This is a genomic window from Pseudomonadota bacterium, from assembly GCA_041395565.1.
GTDB lineage: Bacteria > Pseudomonadota > Gammaproteobacteria > UBA9214 > UBA9214 > UBA9214.
The window spans coordinates 82,684-96,680 of sequence record JAWLAI010000004.1; the positions used below are offsets into that span (position 1 = coordinate 82,684).

Annotated in this window: 14 protein-coding genes; 4 read left to right on the top strand and 10 right to left on the bottom strand. The window is 64.9% G+C overall.

All coding sequences use genetic code 11. From position 1 onward, the window contains the following. Positions 1 to 31 precede the first annotated feature (31 nt). The 9 genes from R3F42_06245 to metG all read right to left on the bottom strand — a co-directional run bounded on the left by R3F42_06245 (position 32) and on the right by metG (position 8,819). Positions 32 to 466, bottom strand: coding sequence for a hypothetical protein (locus tag R3F42_06245; protein MEZ5541626.1), 435 nt, complete (start codon positions 464 to 466; stop codon positions 32 to 34). Positions 467 to 675: 209 nt separating this feature from the next. Continuing rightward, positions 676 to 1,311 carry an endonuclease III gene (nth, locus tag R3F42_06250; GenBank protein MEZ5541627.1) on the bottom strand — a complete coding sequence of 212 codons (636 nt, stop codon included), beginning with the start codon at positions 1,309 to 1,311 and terminating at the stop codon, positions 676 to 678. Next, positions 1,308 to 2,000, bottom strand: coding sequence for an electron transport complex subunit E (locus R3F42_06255; GenBank protein MEZ5541628.1), 693 nt, complete (start codon positions 1,998 to 2,000; stop codon positions 1,308 to 1,310). Before R3F42_06255 ends, nth begins: the two co-directional genes overlap by 4 nt. Further along, a complete protein-coding gene (gene rsxG, locus R3F42_06260; protein ID MEZ5541629.1) occupies positions 1,997 to 2,626 on the bottom strand; it encodes an electron transport complex subunit RsxG in 630 nt (209 codons plus the stop codon). Before rsxG ends, R3F42_06255 begins: the two co-directional genes overlap by 4 nt. Next, positions 2,623 to 3,654: an electron transport complex subunit RsxD gene (rsxD, locus tag R3F42_06265; protein MEZ5541630.1), complete on the bottom strand. Its 1,032-nt coding sequence runs from the start codon at positions 3,652 to 3,654 to the stop codon at positions 2,623 to 2,625. Before rsxD ends, rsxG begins: the two co-directional genes overlap by 4 nt. Further along, on the bottom strand, positions 3,654 to 5,327 hold the full coding sequence (gene rsxC / locus R3F42_06270; GenBank protein MEZ5541631.1) for an electron transport complex subunit RsxC: 1,674 nt from the start codon (positions 5,325 to 5,327) through the stop codon (positions 3,654 to 3,656). Before rsxC ends, rsxD begins: the two co-directional genes overlap by 1 nt. After that, complete coding sequence (rsxB, locus tag R3F42_06275) at positions 5,320 to 5,877, bottom strand: electron transport complex subunit RsxB (protein ID MEZ5541632.1); 558 nt, start codon at positions 5,875 to 5,877, stop codon at positions 5,320 to 5,322. The genes rsxC and rsxB overlap by 8 nt, the downstream gene beginning before the upstream one ends. Positions 5,878 to 6,029: 152 nt before the next feature. Further along, positions 6,030 to 6,611, bottom strand: coding sequence for an electron transport complex subunit RsxA (gene rsxA, locus R3F42_06280; GenBank protein MEZ5541633.1), 582 nt, complete (start codon positions 6,609 to 6,611; stop codon positions 6,030 to 6,032). 183 nt (positions 6,612 to 6,794) lie between these two features. Next, positions 6,795 to 8,819 (bottom strand): methionine--tRNA ligase, encoded by a 2,025-nt coding sequence (gene metG, locus R3F42_06285; GenBank protein MEZ5541634.1) that lies wholly within the window; start codon positions 8,817 to 8,819, stop codon positions 6,795 to 6,797. A gap of 190 nt (positions 8,820 to 9,009) precedes the next feature. Between metG and apbC the strand changes: the two genes are divergently transcribed. The 4 genes from apbC to R3F42_06305 all read left to right on the top strand — a co-directional run bounded on the left by apbC (position 9,010) and on the right by R3F42_06305 (position 13,166). Continuing rightward, positions 9,010 to 10,098: an iron-sulfur cluster carrier protein ApbC gene (gene apbC, locus R3F42_06290; protein MEZ5541635.1), complete on the top strand. Its 1,089-nt coding sequence runs from the start codon at positions 9,010 to 9,012 to the stop codon at positions 10,096 to 10,098. A gap of 104 nt (positions 10,099 to 10,202) precedes the next feature. Then, positions 10,203 to 10,772 (top strand): dCTP deaminase, encoded by a 570-nt coding sequence (gene dcd / locus R3F42_06295; GenBank protein ID MEZ5541636.1) that lies wholly within the window; start codon positions 10,203 to 10,205, stop codon positions 10,770 to 10,772. Between the two features lie 227 nt (positions 10,773 to 10,999). Next, positions 11,000 to 12,469 (top strand): PAS domain S-box protein, encoded by a 1,470-nt coding sequence (locus R3F42_06300; protein MEZ5541637.1) that lies wholly within the window; start codon positions 11,000 to 11,002, stop codon positions 12,467 to 12,469. A 220-nt stretch (positions 12,470 to 12,689) separates the two neighbouring features. Continuing rightward, positions 12,690 to 13,166, top strand: a complete 477-nt coding sequence (locus tag R3F42_06305) for an FAD-binding oxidoreductase (protein ID MEZ5541638.1) — start codon at positions 12,690 to 12,692, stop codon at positions 13,164 to 13,166. 65 nt (positions 13,167 to 13,231) lie between these two features. Here the strand turns inward: R3F42_06305 and R3F42_06310 are convergent, their stop codons facing one another. Continuing rightward, on the bottom strand, positions 13,232 to 13,825 hold the full coding sequence (locus R3F42_06310) for a CBS domain-containing protein (GenBank protein ID MEZ5541639.1): 594 nt from the start codon (positions 13,823 to 13,825) through the stop codon (positions 13,232 to 13,234). Positions 13,826 to 13,997 lie beyond the last annotated feature (172 nt).

The following is a 13,997-nucleotide window of genomic DNA, read 5'->3' on the forward strand; positions in this document are numbered from 1 at the left end:
CGATGGTGCCGTTCGGATCCCGTTGTTCCGGCTACATTGAGCCGCCTTCGCCGCCGGCATCCTCGTGCTTCATCTGCCCGCCGCACTTGCCTTCCATCTGCTTCTGTGCACCGCACTTGCCTTCCGGAGATTTCATCTCCTCGCCGGATTGCATCATCTTCTCGCCGCACTTGCCCTCGCCGCACTTGCCCTCATGCGCCTTGCGCTTCTCGCCGCATTTGCCTTCGCCGCACTTGCCTTCGGCGGATTTCTCGCTCGATCCGGACTTCATCATCTTCTCGCCACATTTGCCTTCGCCGCACTTGCCTTCCATCCCCTTGGCCTCTGCGACCATGTAGCCGGCCGGCAGGTCGGACATGGCAAACGGGTTGTCTGCTGCGTTGGCGACGCCGGCGCCTGCCAGCGAGGTTGCGAAGGCTGCACCCACGGCGACGGCCAGCGGCTTCAGAGGTGTTTTCTTGGACATTGGATCACTCTCCATCATGGTTGTAGATAAATGGAACTGCTGTTCCGCTTTGTTGTGGTCGCATGCCACGACCTGTCATTGTCAAAGCCTGTGACCTGCGCAGCATACGAAAAGTTTCTGAGAATCGTTAGCGTTTCCTAGCCTTTTTTTGGTCCCGATATCGCGCTAATGCCGTGATAATTCGTGATAATTTGAACAAGCCGTTGTTCTCAATCGATGTTCTTGTGCCGGTACTCGCACAGGTCTGAGATGATGCAGCTGCCGCAGCGCGGTTTGCGCGCGATGCAGGTATAGCGCCCGAGCAGGATCAGCCAGTGATGGGCATGGAGCCGGTATTCCTGCGGTACCACGCGTAGCAGACGCTCCTCGACCGCGCGCACGTTCCGGCCCGGCGCGATGCCGGTGCGGTTGGCGACCCGGAAGATGTGCGTGTCGACGGCGATGGTGGGATGGCCGAAGGCCACGTTCAGCACCACGTTGGCAGTCTTGCGGCCGACGCCGGGGAGCGCCTCCAGTGCGGCGCGCGCTTCCGGTACCTTGCCGCCGTGCCGCTCCACCAGGATCGCGCAGGTCTTGATGATGTTGCTGGCCTTGGTGTTGAAGAGGCCGATGGATTTCACGTACTCGCGCAGCCCTTCCTCGCCGAGCCGCAGCATCGCGGCGGGGGTCTTCACTTTCCGGAACAGCGGGGCTGTGGCCTTGTTGACGCCGGTATCGGTCGCCTGTGCCGACAGGATCACGGCGACCAGCAACTGGAAGGCGTTGCCGTAGCGGAGTTCGGTGACCGGCTGCGGGTTTGCCGCCTGCAGCCGCGCGAAGATGGCGCGGCGCTGGTGCGCGTTCACGCGCCGGCGGCCGGCTGTACGGCGGGCACGGCCACGCTGACCGCCCGGCGCGCGCGCCGGGCATTGATGATGTTCATGCCGGCGATGAGCAGGCCGAGCCCCATGAAGGCGCCAGGCGGCAGGATCGCGAGCAGAAAGCCGCGGTAGTCCTCGATTACCGTTAGGGTCCAGCCGCGTGCGACCTCGCCGAACATCAGGTGCGCATGCGCAAGCAATGTGCCCTGGCCGAGCAGTTCGCGCAGGCTGCCCAGCGTGAACAGTACCAGCGTGAAGCCGATGCCCATGGCCAGGCCGTCGAGCAGCGCACGGTCGACGCTGTTGCGCGAGGCGAATGCCTCGGCGCGGCCGATGATGGAGCAGTTCGTGACGATCAGCGGAATGAAGATGCCGAGGATCTTGTAGAGTTCATGCAGCCAGGCGTTCATGGCCAGTTCGATCACCGTCACGATGGAGGCGATCACCAGAACGAATACCGGGATGCGCACTTCCGGCCGCACCAGCTTCCGGATCAGCGAGACCGTGACGTTGGAGCAGGCCAGGGTCAGGGTGGTGGCCAGCCCCAGGCCGAGGCCGTTGACCGCGCTGGTGGTGACGGCCAGCAGCGGGCATAACCCAAGCAGTTGCACCAGCCCGGGGTTGTTCGCCCACAGGCCGTCCCTGATGATCTTCGTGTAACCCGTTGCGTTCATGGCTGCTCCGCAGCGGCTGGTGCCGCGAACAATTCATCGCGATGTGCGCGAAAGTATAACAGGGCGGCGTGCACCGCCTCGACTACCGCGCGCGGTGTGATGGTGGCGCCGGTGAACTGATCGAACACGCCGCCATCCTTGCGCACGGCCCAGCGCCCGGACGGGGGATCGTCCAGGGAGCGGCCATTGAAGCTGAGGATCCAGTCGGAGCGTTCCTCGTCGATGCCGTCGCCGAGCCCAGGCGTTTCGTGGTGGGCGACCACGCGCACACCCACCACACGGCCATCGAAGCCGATGCCGACCAGCAGGTAGATCGAGCCGCTGTAGCCGTCCGGCGCGATGGTGTTCATCACCATGGCCACCGGCCGGCCCTGCAGGCGCGCCCGGTATACGCGCAGCGGCCGGTCGGCGAGCGCACCGGCCGGCAGTTCGAAGCTGTCGTCCAGCAGGCTGTTGTCGTAGCTGTCGGGAGCGACGAGCTGGTTGAGCTTGCGCAGCAGCGTCGCGCGCTCGTTGGCGGCGATCTGCTCACGCGTGCCCTGGTAGGTGGCAACGACGAGGGCGGTGCCGAGCACGGCGAACAGCAGCAGGATGGCGGCGGTGATGCCGATCTGGCGGTAGTTCATTGCGCCGCTCCGTCGCCGTGTCCGAACACGCGCGGACGCGTGTAGTGGTCGATGGTCGGTGCCGCCAGGTTCATCAACAGCACGCCGAAGGCCACGCCGTCCGGGTAACCGCCCCAGGTGCGGATGATCCAGGTGATGATGCCGACACCCAGTCCGAACCAGACCCGCCCGCGCGGTGTGGTGCAGGCCGAGACCGGGTCGGTCGCGATGAAGAACGCGCCCAGCATGGCAGCGCCGCTGAACAGGTGAAACGGCGGCGCGGCGTACAGGTCCGGGTTGACCAGGTGGAAGATGCCGGCCATGCCCGCCAGCCCGGCCAGCACGGACACCGGGATCTGCCACTGGACGACGCGCGTTGCCAGCAACCACAGGCCGCCGGCGAGATAGGCGAGGTTGACCCATTCCCAGCCGGCGCCGGCGAAGTGGCCGAACAGCGTGTCGCCGCCCAGCGCCGTGAGCGCGCTGCCCTGGCCGAGCTGCATACGCAGGGTGTCCATCGGTGTCGCCATGGTCAGTGCGTCGATGGCAAGACCGGCCGGCGGTGCGCCGGTGAACACCAGCGCCAGGGTGGTGGCCAGATCCGGCGCGCTGCCTGCGACGGGCCAGCGCGTCAGCTCCAGCGGGAACGATACCAGCAGCACGACATAACCGGCCATGGCGGGATTGAACGGGTTGTAGCCGAGTCCCCCGTAGAGTTGTTTGGCGACCACGATGGCGAAGACGGTGCCGACGACCGTGATCCACCAGGGCGCCAGCGGCGCCACCGCCAGCGCCAGCAGTACCCCGGTCAGCACGGCGCTGCCGTCACGCAGCGTGGCGGTGAGCGGGCGTCCGCGCAGGACGAGCATGACGCCCTCGGCCAGCAGCGCGGTGAGCGCGGCGATCAGCAGGTTGATCGGCACGGCCCAGCCGAACAGCCAGGTCATGCAGGCGGCGCCCGGGACCAGCGCCAGCAGTACCCGCCGCATGATGGTGTTGACGCTGTTTTCGACCGGCAGATGCGGTGAGCTCCAGGTCCTGAATTCCATCAGTCCGTGTCCTCTGGCGGCGCGGTCCGCTCGCGGCGGCGCTGGTCGACGGCCTCGATGCGGCGCTGCTGCTCGGGCGTCAGGTTGTCGATATTGCGGGGTAGCGTGTCGCTCTGTTCCTTCTTCTGCTTCACGCGCTCCAGTGCGGCCTGGATCGCCGCCTGGCGCGCGGCGTCGCCGGCGCTCTTGTCGGTCGCCTGCTTCTTGCGCGCGAGCTTCTCCTCGCGCTCGCGCTTCAGGCGCTCCAGCCGCTCCAGCCGCGCCTCGTGGCGCGCGCGCGCGATGTCCGCCTTCTTCTTCTGTTTCTCCTGTTCCCAGATCGCGGTCTTGGCGTGGCGGTAGTACTGTACCAGCTGGATGTGGCTGGGGCAGACGTGCGCGCAGCAGCCGCACTCGATACAGTCGAACAGGCCAAAGTCCTGGGCCGCATCGTGGTTGCTGCTGCGCGCATACCAGTACAGCTGCTGCGGCAGGAGGTTGGCCGGGCAGACCTCGGTACAGCGGCCGCAGCGGATGCAGGGCAGCGCCGGTTCCGGTTCCGGCATGCTGCGTGCGGTGACTGCGAGCACGCAGTTGGTGGTCTTGATGACCGGCACGGCGTCGGTATGGACGGCATAGCCCATCATCGGGCCCCCGATCAGCAGGCGTTCGATGGCGGCGCTGTAGCCGCCGGCAGCCGCGACCAGATGGCTGACCGGCGTGCCGATCAGTACCTCCAGGTTACAGGATTCGCGCACGCCGTCGCCGGTGACGGTGACGATGCGCGAGAGCAGCGGTTCGCCCTGTGCGACGGCGCGGTAAACGGCGGCGGCGGTGCCGACGTTCTGCACGATGATGCCGATGTCTGCAGGGAAGCCCTGGCTGGGCACCTCGCGGTCGGTCAGCACCTTGATCAGCTGGCGTTCGCCGCCGGTCGGATAGATGGTCGGGACGCTGGCCACACGGATGGCGCTTTCGTTACCCTGCGCCAGTGCGGCGCGCAGGGCCTGTTCCGCCGCCGGCATATTGTCCTCCACCGCGATCACGCAGGCGGCCGGCTGCACGATGCGCTGCAGGATGCGTACGCCCTCGATCACCTCCTGCGCGCGCTCGCGCTGCAGCGCGTCGTCGCAGGCGATGCAGGGTTCGCACTCGACGCCGTTGATCACCAGCAGTTCGATGGCTTCGCGCCGTGCCAGCTTGGCGCGGGTCGGGAAGCCGGCGCCGCCGAGGCCGACAATGCCGGCGGCACGGATACGCTCCAGCAGGGTGTCGATCCCGGCGCTGCGGAAGTCCAGTGCCGGCGGCAGGTCCGGGCAGGCCGTGTCCGCACCGTCGGTGGCGATGACGACACAGGGCGCCGGCAGCCCGGACGGGTGCGGCACGGGGCGCGGCTCGACGGCGAGCACGGTGCCGGAGGTGGCGGCATGCACCGGCGCGCTGATGCTGCCGACGGCGCGTGCGACGGTCTGGCCGCGGTAGACGTGGTCCCCGGGCTTGACCAGGCATTCGGCCGGTTCCCCGATGTGCTGCGCCAGCGGCAGGATGAGCTGCGCCGGTATGCCAGCGGACCGGATTGGATGCGCGGCCGCGCCCTCGCGGCAGCCCGCGAGTTTCAAGCCGCCGTGGAAGCGGTAGCGCCGCGTGAAGTCGGCATCGATCGGCGCATGCGGCCGTTGCCGTGCTTCAGCCATGCGCGGCCTCCGTGCCCGGTTCCGGCGGCAGCGGCCAGGACCAGCTCTTCAGGGTCTTCGGTACCGGCACGATGTGGATGCACTCGACCGGGCAGGGCGGGATGCACAGGTTGCAGCCGGTGCACTCGCTCTGGATGACGGTGTGCATCTGCTTCGGCGCACCGAGGATGGCATCGACCGGGCAGGCCTGGATGCACAGCGTGCAGCCGATGCAGGTCTGTTCGTCGATCGCGACGACGGTCTTCTCCTTGTGCACGCCATGCTCCGGATTGAGCGGCTTGGGATCGACGCCGAGCAGGTCGGCCAGTGCCTGGATGGTCGTATCGCCGCCCGGCGGGCACTGATTGATGTCCGCTGCGCCGGCGGCGATGGCTTCGGCATAGGGTCGGCAACCGGCGAAGGTGCACTGCCCGCACTGCGTCTGCGGCAGCAGCGCGTCGATCTGGTCGACGATCGGGTCGCTGTCGACGTGGAAGCGGATAGCCGAATAGCCGAGCACCAGCCCGATCACGACGGCGAGGATACCCAGTGCCAGGAGTGCGCTCAACATGGCTTCTGCACGCACGGCAGCGGTTGGCTGAGTGAGCGCGCGGCATCGTGTGGGACATCGTTCCGCAGCAGTCTCCCGCTTCCGGGCAAGGCCCGGGGAGCTGGCTTCGCTGCGCGCGCAGTGACTGGAAATAACATACGACCGGGCGTCTCCTAACCCTTGATCAGTCCGGTAAAGCCCATGAATGCCAGCGACATCAATCCCGCCGTGACCAGGGCGATGGCCGAACCGCGGAACGGCACCGGCACGTCGGCCGCGGCCACGCGCTCGCGGATGGACGAGAACAGGATCAGCACCAGCGAAAAGCCGACCGCGGCACCGAAACCATAGACCGCGGATTCGATGAAATTGAAGTCCTGCTGCACGTTCAGCAGTGCCACGCCGAGTACCGCGCAATTGGTGGTGATCAGTGGCAGGAAGATGCCCAGCACCTTGTACAGCAGCGGGCTGGTCTTGTGCACCACCATCTCGGTGAACTGCACCACGGCGGCGATGACCAGGATGAAGGTGATGGTGCGCAGGTATTCGAGTCCAAACGGGGCGAGCAGGTATTCATTGGCGAGGTAACTGCAGATCGAGGACAGCGTCAGCACGAAGGTGGTGGCCAGTCCCATGCCGGTCGCGGTGTCGACGTTGCGCGAGACGCCCATGAACGGGCACAGCCCGAGGAACTTCACCAGCACGAAGTTGTTGACCAGGACGGTGCTGACGAGGATGAGGGCGAGTTCGGTCATGTATGGTGTTTGCTAGTGGCTAGTTATAAGCGCATGTTCGGGGAAGCTCTGAATCGTACATTATGAGTCATCCCGGCGAATGCCGGGATCCAGGAAACTAATCCGCGTGAATTCCAGCATTCGCCGTAACGACGAATAAATCAGAGGTTCCACAGATACAAATGGGATCTCATGACTCGCCATTTATTTCACCCGCATTCCCGGCTGCGCGCCGCTATCCGGGCCCAGGATGAACAGGTCCTTGCCGCCCGGGCCGGCAGCCAGCACCATGCCCTCCGAAACGCCGAAGCGCATCTTGCGCGGCGCCAGATTGGCGACCATTACGGTGAGCCGGCCTTCCAGCTCCGCCGGATCGTAGGCGGACTTGATGCCCGCGAACACGTTGCGCTGTTCGCCGCCGAGATCCAGGGTGAGCTGCAGGAGCTTGTCGGCGCCCGCGACCGGCTCGGCCTTCGCGATGCGTGCGATGCGCAGATCCACCTTCGCGAAGTCGCCGATGTCGATGGTCGGCGCGATCGGGTCCTGCGCCAGCGGGCTATCGGGTGCGGGTCCGGCGGGGGGCAGGTGTTGCTTCGAATCTTCCAGCATGGCGTTGATCTTCTCCTGTTCCACGCGCGTGAGCAACGGGGTGAAGGGCCGGATGGTATGGCCGGTGAGCGGCGTCGCGACATCGTCCCAGCGCAGGGGCGGGATGTCCAGGAACGCCTCCACGTGCTGCGCCATGACCGGCAGGATCGGCTGCAGGTAGGTCATCAGTACGCGGAACAGGTTCAGTCCGGTGCTGCACACGGCCTGCACGGCCTGTTCCTGGCCGGCCTGTTTCGCCAGCACCCAGGGCTTGTGGCTGTCGATGTACTGGTTGGCCCGGTCGGCCAGCGCCATGATCTGGCGCACCGCCTGGCTGTACTCGCGTGCCTCGTAGTGGGCGGCGATGGCCGCATCCGCGGCGGCGAATTCCGCATACAGGTCCGGCTCACTGCAGTTCTCGGACAGCCGGCCGTCGAAGCGCTTGTTGATGAAACCGGCACAGCGGCTGGCGATGTTCACCACCTTGCCAACCAGGTCGCTGTTCACGCGGGCGATGAAGTCCTCGAGATTGAGATCGATATCGTCCACCCCGCTGCCGAGCTTGGCCGCGAAGTAGTAGCGCAGGTATTCCGGGTCGAGGTGGTCGAGATAGGTGCGCGCCTTGATGAAGGTGCCGCGCGACTTCGACATCTTCTGACCGTCGACGGTCAGGAAGCCGTGTGCGTACACCGCGGTGGGCGTGCGCAGGCCGGCGCCGTGCAGCATGGCCGGCCAGAACAGGGTGTGGAAGCGCAGGATGTCCTTGCCGATGAAGTGGTAGAGTTCGGCGGTCGAAGCCGCGCCCCACCAGGCGTCGAAATCCAGGCCGCGCCTGTCGCACAGATTCCGGAAGCTCGCCATGTAGCCGATGGGCGCGTCCAGCCAGACATAGAAATACTTGCCGGGGGCGTCCGGGATCTCGAAACCGAAATAGGGTGCGTCGCGCGAGATATCCCAGTCATGCAGGCCGGTGGCCAGCCACTCGTTCATCTTGTTGGCGACTTCCGGCTGGGTGGAGGCGCGCACGTAGTCGCGCAGCCAGTCCTCGAAATCGGCAAGCCGGAAGAAGTAATGCTCCGATTCCCGCAGCACCGGTGTCGCACCGCTCACGACGGATTTCGGGTTTTTCAGCTCGCCGGCGTCGTAGGTGGCACCGCAGACCTCGCAGTTGTCGCCGTACTGGTCGGCCGCACCGCAGCGCGGGCAACCGCCGTAGATGAAGCGGTCCGGCAGGAACATCTCCTTTTCGGGATCGTAGAACTGGCTGATGGTGCGCCGGGTGATATGGCCGGCATCGCGCAGCTTCAGGTAGATACCCGCGGCCAGTATACGGTTTTCATCCGAGTGGGTGCTGTGGTAGTTGTCGAAACCGATCTCGAAGCCGGCGAAATCCGCCTGGTGTTCCGCCGCCACGCGCGCGATCAGGGCCTCGGGCGTGATGCCCTCCTGTCCGGCACGCAGCATGATCGGCGTGCCGTGGGCGTCGTCGGCGCAGACGTAGAGGCAGTGGTGACCGCGCAGCTTCTGGAAGCGCACCCAGATGTCGGTCTGGATGTACTCGACCAGATGCCCGATGTGGATCGGGCCGTTGGCGTAGGGCAGGGCGCTGGTGACCAGCAGGGTGCGGGTTTCCTGACTCATGCGCGGGTCCGGGCCTCGGTGCATAAAACCGTTGTGAATGGACGGGTTAGTATGCCATAGACCCGCCACCGCCGTGGTATCCCGGATGGGTAGCCCCGGGGACGCTCCCGGCAACTTGGTGTACAATCCGCGGTCAATTTGCACTCGCGCAGGCCCGGCGGGTGATCTGACTGACCCGGGAGTAGACAACATGGCTGCAAGCAAAGACCAGATCGAGGCGAAACTGGCGACCTACGTGGATCCCTACCTGGAAAAGGACCTGGTATCCACCAAATGCATCAAGGACATCCGCATCGACGGCGACAGCGTGACCGTGCAGGTCGTGCTCGGCTTTCCGGCCGCCGGCTACCGCGACGAGCTGGCCGCAAAGCTGCAGGCGCTGGTCGAATCCGTCGCTGGCGTCGGCAGCGCCAGCGTCGAGGTAACCAGCAAGATCGCTGCCCACTCGGCGCAGAAGGGCGTCAAGCACATCGAGGGCATCAAGAACATCATCGCCGTTGCCTCCGGCAAGGGCGGCGTGGGCAAATCCACCACCGCCGTGAACCTGGCCCTGGCCCTGTCGGCCGAAGGCGCACAGGTCGGCATCCTGGATGCGGACATCTATGGGCCCAGCCAGCCGCGCATGCTGGGCGTGCAGGGCAAGCCCGAATCGCTGGACGGCAAGTCGCTGGAGCCGATGAACAGCTACCACCTGCAGGCCATGTCCATCGGTTTCCTCATCGACGAGGAGACCCCGATGATCTGGCGCGGCCCCATGGTGACCCAGGCCCTGCAGCAGTTGCTGAACGACACCAACTGGAAGGACCTCGACTACCTGGTGGTCGACCTGCCGCCGGGCACCGGCGACATCCAGCTGACCCTGGCGCAGCAGGTGCCGGTCAGCGGCGCGGTCATCGTCACCACCCCGCAGGATATCGCCCTGCTCGATGCGCGTAAGGGGCTCAAGATGTTCCAGAAGGTCGAGGTGCCGGTGCTGGGCATCGTGGAGAACATGAGTATCCACATCTGCAGCAAGTGCGGCCACGAGGAGCACATCTTCGGCGAGGGCGGCGGGGTGCGTATGGCCGAGCAGAACGACGTCGACTTCCTCGGCGCGCTGCCGCTGGACAAGCGCATCCGCGAGGAAACCGACTCCGGCAAGCCGACCGTGGTCGCCGAGCCGGACAGCCGCATCGCGCAGATCTACCGCGAGATCGCGCGCCGCACCGCGGCCAAGCTGTCGCTCAAGACCAAGGACTATGCGGCGCGGTTCCCGCAGATCGTGATCTCCAACGACTAGGGATCAATGGGGTCAGACTCGATTGATTTTGGAAATCTTGGACATGTCCCAAGTATTGAAAATCAATCGAGTCTGACCCCATTGATCTTGATCCAATAACCGACATGTCCATCAAGTCCGACAAGTGGATCCGCCGCATGGCGCAGGAACACGGGATGATCGAGCCGTTCGAGGCGGGCCAGATCCGCCAGAACGGCAACGGCAGCCGCATCGTGTCCTACGGCACCTCGAGCTACGGTTACGACATCCGTTGCTCGGACGAATTCAAGATCTTCACCAATATCAACTCCGCCATCGTCGATCCCAAGAACTTCGATGCCAACAGCTTCGTCGACGTGAAATCCGACGTCTGCATCATCCCGCCGAACTCGTTCGCGCTGGCGCGCACCGTGGAGTACTTCCGCATCCCGCGCAACGTGCTGACCATCTGCCTCGGCAAGTCCACCTATGCGCGCTGCGGCATCATCGTCAACGTCACCCCGTTCGAGCCGGAGTGGGAAGGCCACGTCACGCTGGAGTTCTCCAACACCACGCCGCTGCCGGCCAAGATCTACGCCAACGAGGGCGTCGCCCAGGTACTGTTCCTGGAATCCGACGAGGTCTGCGAGGTCTCCTACAAGGACCGCGGCGGCAAGTACCAGGGCCAGACCGGGGTCACGTTGCCCAAGACTTGACGGGGTTTGTCCCGGGTGGTGACACGGAGCGCAGCGCAAACCGGAATCCTGGCGGGACTGCTGGCCACCGGTGCGGGCGGCGCGGGTGTCGAGATGACGGGAGTCGATGATAGCAGGGAGCAACCACTTGCCGGCCGGGCCGCAGCGCGCGCGGCAGGGGCATGGCCGGGTGGGCCGGTGCAGCGCTGGACAGACGCCGGCATGCCGCTGCGTAAGGGTACAGGACAATGTTGCTGAAAACGACGAGTAAGCTCCTGGTGCTATCGGCATTGGCGCAAAGCCAGCCCTTGTATGCCGCCATCAAGATGCAGTTCAAGTATCCGGACGGATCGACGAACTGGCAGCATGTCGCCAACTGGTCCGGCGCCATCCTGATCCTGCTGTTGTCGGTTGCGGTCATCAATCTCTATTTCACGCGGCGGAAAGTCCGCAAATCCAATCGCGAGCTGAACGCGATCCGCAACGAGCTCGAACTGCGGGTGCAGGAGCGCACCGCCACGCTCGATGAGTCCAATCGCCTGCTGAAGGAGACCAACAGGCTGCTGGAGAACGAGATCGCCCAGCATGTCAGCACGGCCGCCAGACTGCGCGCCTCGGAGTCCTATATCCAGGATATCCTGCGCTCCATGCCGCTGATGCTGGTCGGCGTCAACAAGGACGGTCAGATCACGCAGTGGAACCGCCGGGCGGAAGATATCACCGGCATCAAGGCGGAAGACGTCCTGGACAGTAACCTGTGGGAAGCCTACCCGATCATCACCGTGTCGCCCGCACAGGTGCGCGCTGCGATGGCGCAGAACGAGACGATCACCATCAAGCACAGCCAGCGCGGCCAGTACTATTTCGACATCACCGTCTATCCGCTCCAGGACCAGGCGGAGACCGGCGTGGTCATCCTGATTGACGACGTGACGAAGAAGATCCTCGCCGAAAACATGTTGATACAGAATGACAAGATTTCGTCGATGGGCGAGCTGGCCTCGTCAATGGCCCACGATATCAATATGCCGCTGCAGTCGATCCTGCTGGACCTGAGGACCTTCCAGCATTTTCTTTTCGACAGCAGCCAGCATATGGAAGAAATCAAGAGCGATGGGATGCCGGAAAAACTCGGCACCCTGCTGTCGCACGCCTACGAGAAAGGCGAGAAAGTGGCATCCATCGTGCAGAACCTGCAGGATTTCGCCCGCGGGCGCAGCGATAGAAAGCAGCAATCCAATATCGTCGACCTCATGGAACACACCCTGGAACTGGCCGGTGATGTGTTATCGGCCCCGTCCAGACTCAGGTTCGTCGACATTCGCATCGAGAGAAACTACGAAAAGGACCTGCCACTGATACCGTGCTACGTGACCGAGCTGCAGCAGGCGTTTCTCAGCCTGTTCCGCCATGCCTATGATGCGTTGGGCCGGGTAAGCGACCCCGGGCATGTGCCGGTCATCAAGATTCAGATGAATGTGAGTTATGGCAGCTTCTGGATCAGGATCCAGCACAATGGCGTCGGCCTGACGAATGAAGAGCAGATGTATCTGTTCGAACCGTTCGTCCGGAAGGATGCACCCGAGGTCGGCTACGACGCGGGCAAGCGGCTCTCGTTCGCGTACTTCATCATTACCGAGCAGCATCAGGGCCATATGGCGGTGACTTCCGATATCAATGTCGGCACGACATTCCATGTCCAGCTGCTGCTCAAATGAGTGGGCCGGTGGCGCCGGGAGGAGGCCAGGATGCCCCAGGCCGAGGCAGACGACTGCTGTCAGTCCGGCCGGATGCTGCATGCCGCTGCGCCCGTGGTCCCGGCCCGCGGCACCCGGGGCATTGCCCGGCATGACACAGCCGGCGGCGGTGTGCGCCAACACGCCTATGACGCTGGCAGCTGATACGGGACCATACCTGTGCTGCGGCTAGCGGTGGAATATGCGCGCTGAAACGATCGCCCCGGCGTTGCGGCATGCTGCGCTGGCCCTGCTCGCGCTGCCGGCGCTCGCCGCCGGTGCGGGGCTGAAACCGTTCACCACCGACGGCTGCAGCGCCTTTCCCGACGGGACGATCGAGCAGCAGTCGCTGTGGGTGGAGTGTTGTATAAGGCACGACCTCGCCTACTGGAAGGGGGGTACCTACGAGGAGCGGCTCGGGGCGGATCGAGCGCTGGAAGCGTGTGTCGCCCAGGTCGGCGAGCCGGAGATCGCTGTCATCATGCTGGCGGGCGTGCGTGTCGGCGGTTCGCCGTACTATCCGACACCCTATCGCTGGGGTTATGGCTGGCCCTGGTTGCGCGGCTATCGTGCCCTGTCGGCGGCGGAGGCGCGGGAGGTGACGCAGGCGCTCGATCGCCTGCGACTCATGCTCAACAGCCTGAGCGAGGAATTGCAGCCGCAGGAAATGCAGGAATAACCGTGCCGGCTGGCGCGCTCCGGGCGATCACCGCCGGCCGGCGCAGCATGCCGCTCGGGCGCTGTTCAGCCCAGTTCGTGCGATACCTCTGCCAGCGAGTGGGCGGCATGCTCCGGCGTGCCGACCTCGTGCCCCATCAACTTGCCGATTTCCGCCAGACAGAACATGCCGCGCAGGGTCTGGCTGTGATCGGTACGGCCGGTTTCCACCACCAGCATGTGCTGGCATTCCTGATCGCGCAGGGTGTGGACGATGTGGCCCACGCGCGCGTTCCGCACAGTGATCATGTCCATGGCCGTGACTTTGTCGAGCGGCTTCATGAGCATTTCCACGCTGATGCTGTGCCGGGGCAGGCGTAGCTCTTCGCTCATCCTGACGGGCTGCTCGCCCTGGATGTCGCAGGCCGTGATGATGCCGACGATGTTGTCGTCACGGTCGGGTATCAGCAGCAGTCTGACGCCTGCCGCCTTCATCTTGTCCAGCGCCGCATCGATGGTCATCCCTGGCTCGATGGTGAGCGGCGTGACCAGCCTGAAATCGGTCATCACGCGGATGGCCGGGTCGCTGGCATGCACTAGCGGTGTCAGGCCGTGCGGGGTGTGACAGGGGATACCCGGGCGCAGGCGGGTGTGCGACAGCGCGGCATAGTGTTCCGTCATGGTAGGCCCTCCGTGCGACTGCTCCCTCGCCCTGCCGTGGGCGGGGCTCCGCTTGGGTTAAGCATAGTTCATCTGCGGGCACACGCCAGCCGGGTTGTGGTGCAGGGGCCGCTGGCGTCGGGCCGTCGTGCACGCCGCGGATTCGCTATACTCCCGCCCTGGATTGGCTGAT

Coding starts and splice junctions, on each gene's coding strand:
- R3F42_06305 (MEZ5541638.1), top strand. CDS start 12,690: ATGCGCGCTGAAACGATCGCCCCGGCGTTGCGGCATGCTGCGCTGGCC.
- R3F42_06310 (MEZ5541639.1), bottom strand. CDS start 13,825: ATGACGGAACACTATGCCGCGCTGTCGCACACCCGCCTGCGCCCGGGT.
- R3F42_06245 (MEZ5541626.1), bottom strand. CDS start 466: ATGTCCAAGAAAACACCTCTGAAGCCGCTGGCCGTCGCCGTGGGTGCA.
- rsxG (MEZ5541629.1), bottom strand. CDS start 2,626: ATGAACTACCGCCAGATCGGCATCACCGCCGCCATCCTGCTGCTGTTC.
- R3F42_06300 (MEZ5541637.1), top strand. CDS start 11,000: ATGTTGCTGAAAACGACGAGTAAGCTCCTGGTGCTATCGGCATTGGCG.
- rsxD (MEZ5541630.1), bottom strand. CDS start 3,654: ATGGAATTCAGGACCTGGAGCTCACCGCATCTGCCGGTCGAAAACAGC.
- R3F42_06255 (MEZ5541628.1), bottom strand. CDS start 2,000: ATGAACGCAACGGGTTACACGAAGATCATCAGGGACGGCCTGTGGGCG.
- apbC (MEZ5541635.1), top strand. CDS start 9,010: ATGGCTGCAAGCAAAGACCAGATCGAGGCGAAACTGGCGACCTACGTG.
- dcd (MEZ5541636.1), top strand. CDS start 10,203: ATGTCCATCAAGTCCGACAAGTGGATCCGCCGCATGGCGCAGGAACAC.
- metG (MEZ5541634.1), bottom strand. CDS start 8,819: ATGAGTCAGGAAACCCGCACCCTGCTGGTCACCAGCGCCCTGCCCTAC.
- rsxB (MEZ5541632.1), bottom strand. CDS start 5,877: ATGTTGAGCGCACTCCTGGCACTGGGTATCCTCGCCGTCGTGATCGGG.
- rsxA (MEZ5541633.1), bottom strand. CDS start 6,611: ATGACCGAACTCGCCCTCATCCTCGTCAGCACCGTCCTGGTCAACAAC.
- rsxC (MEZ5541631.1), bottom strand. CDS start 5,327: ATGGCTGAAGCACGGCAACGGCCGCATGCGCCGATCGATGCCGACTTC.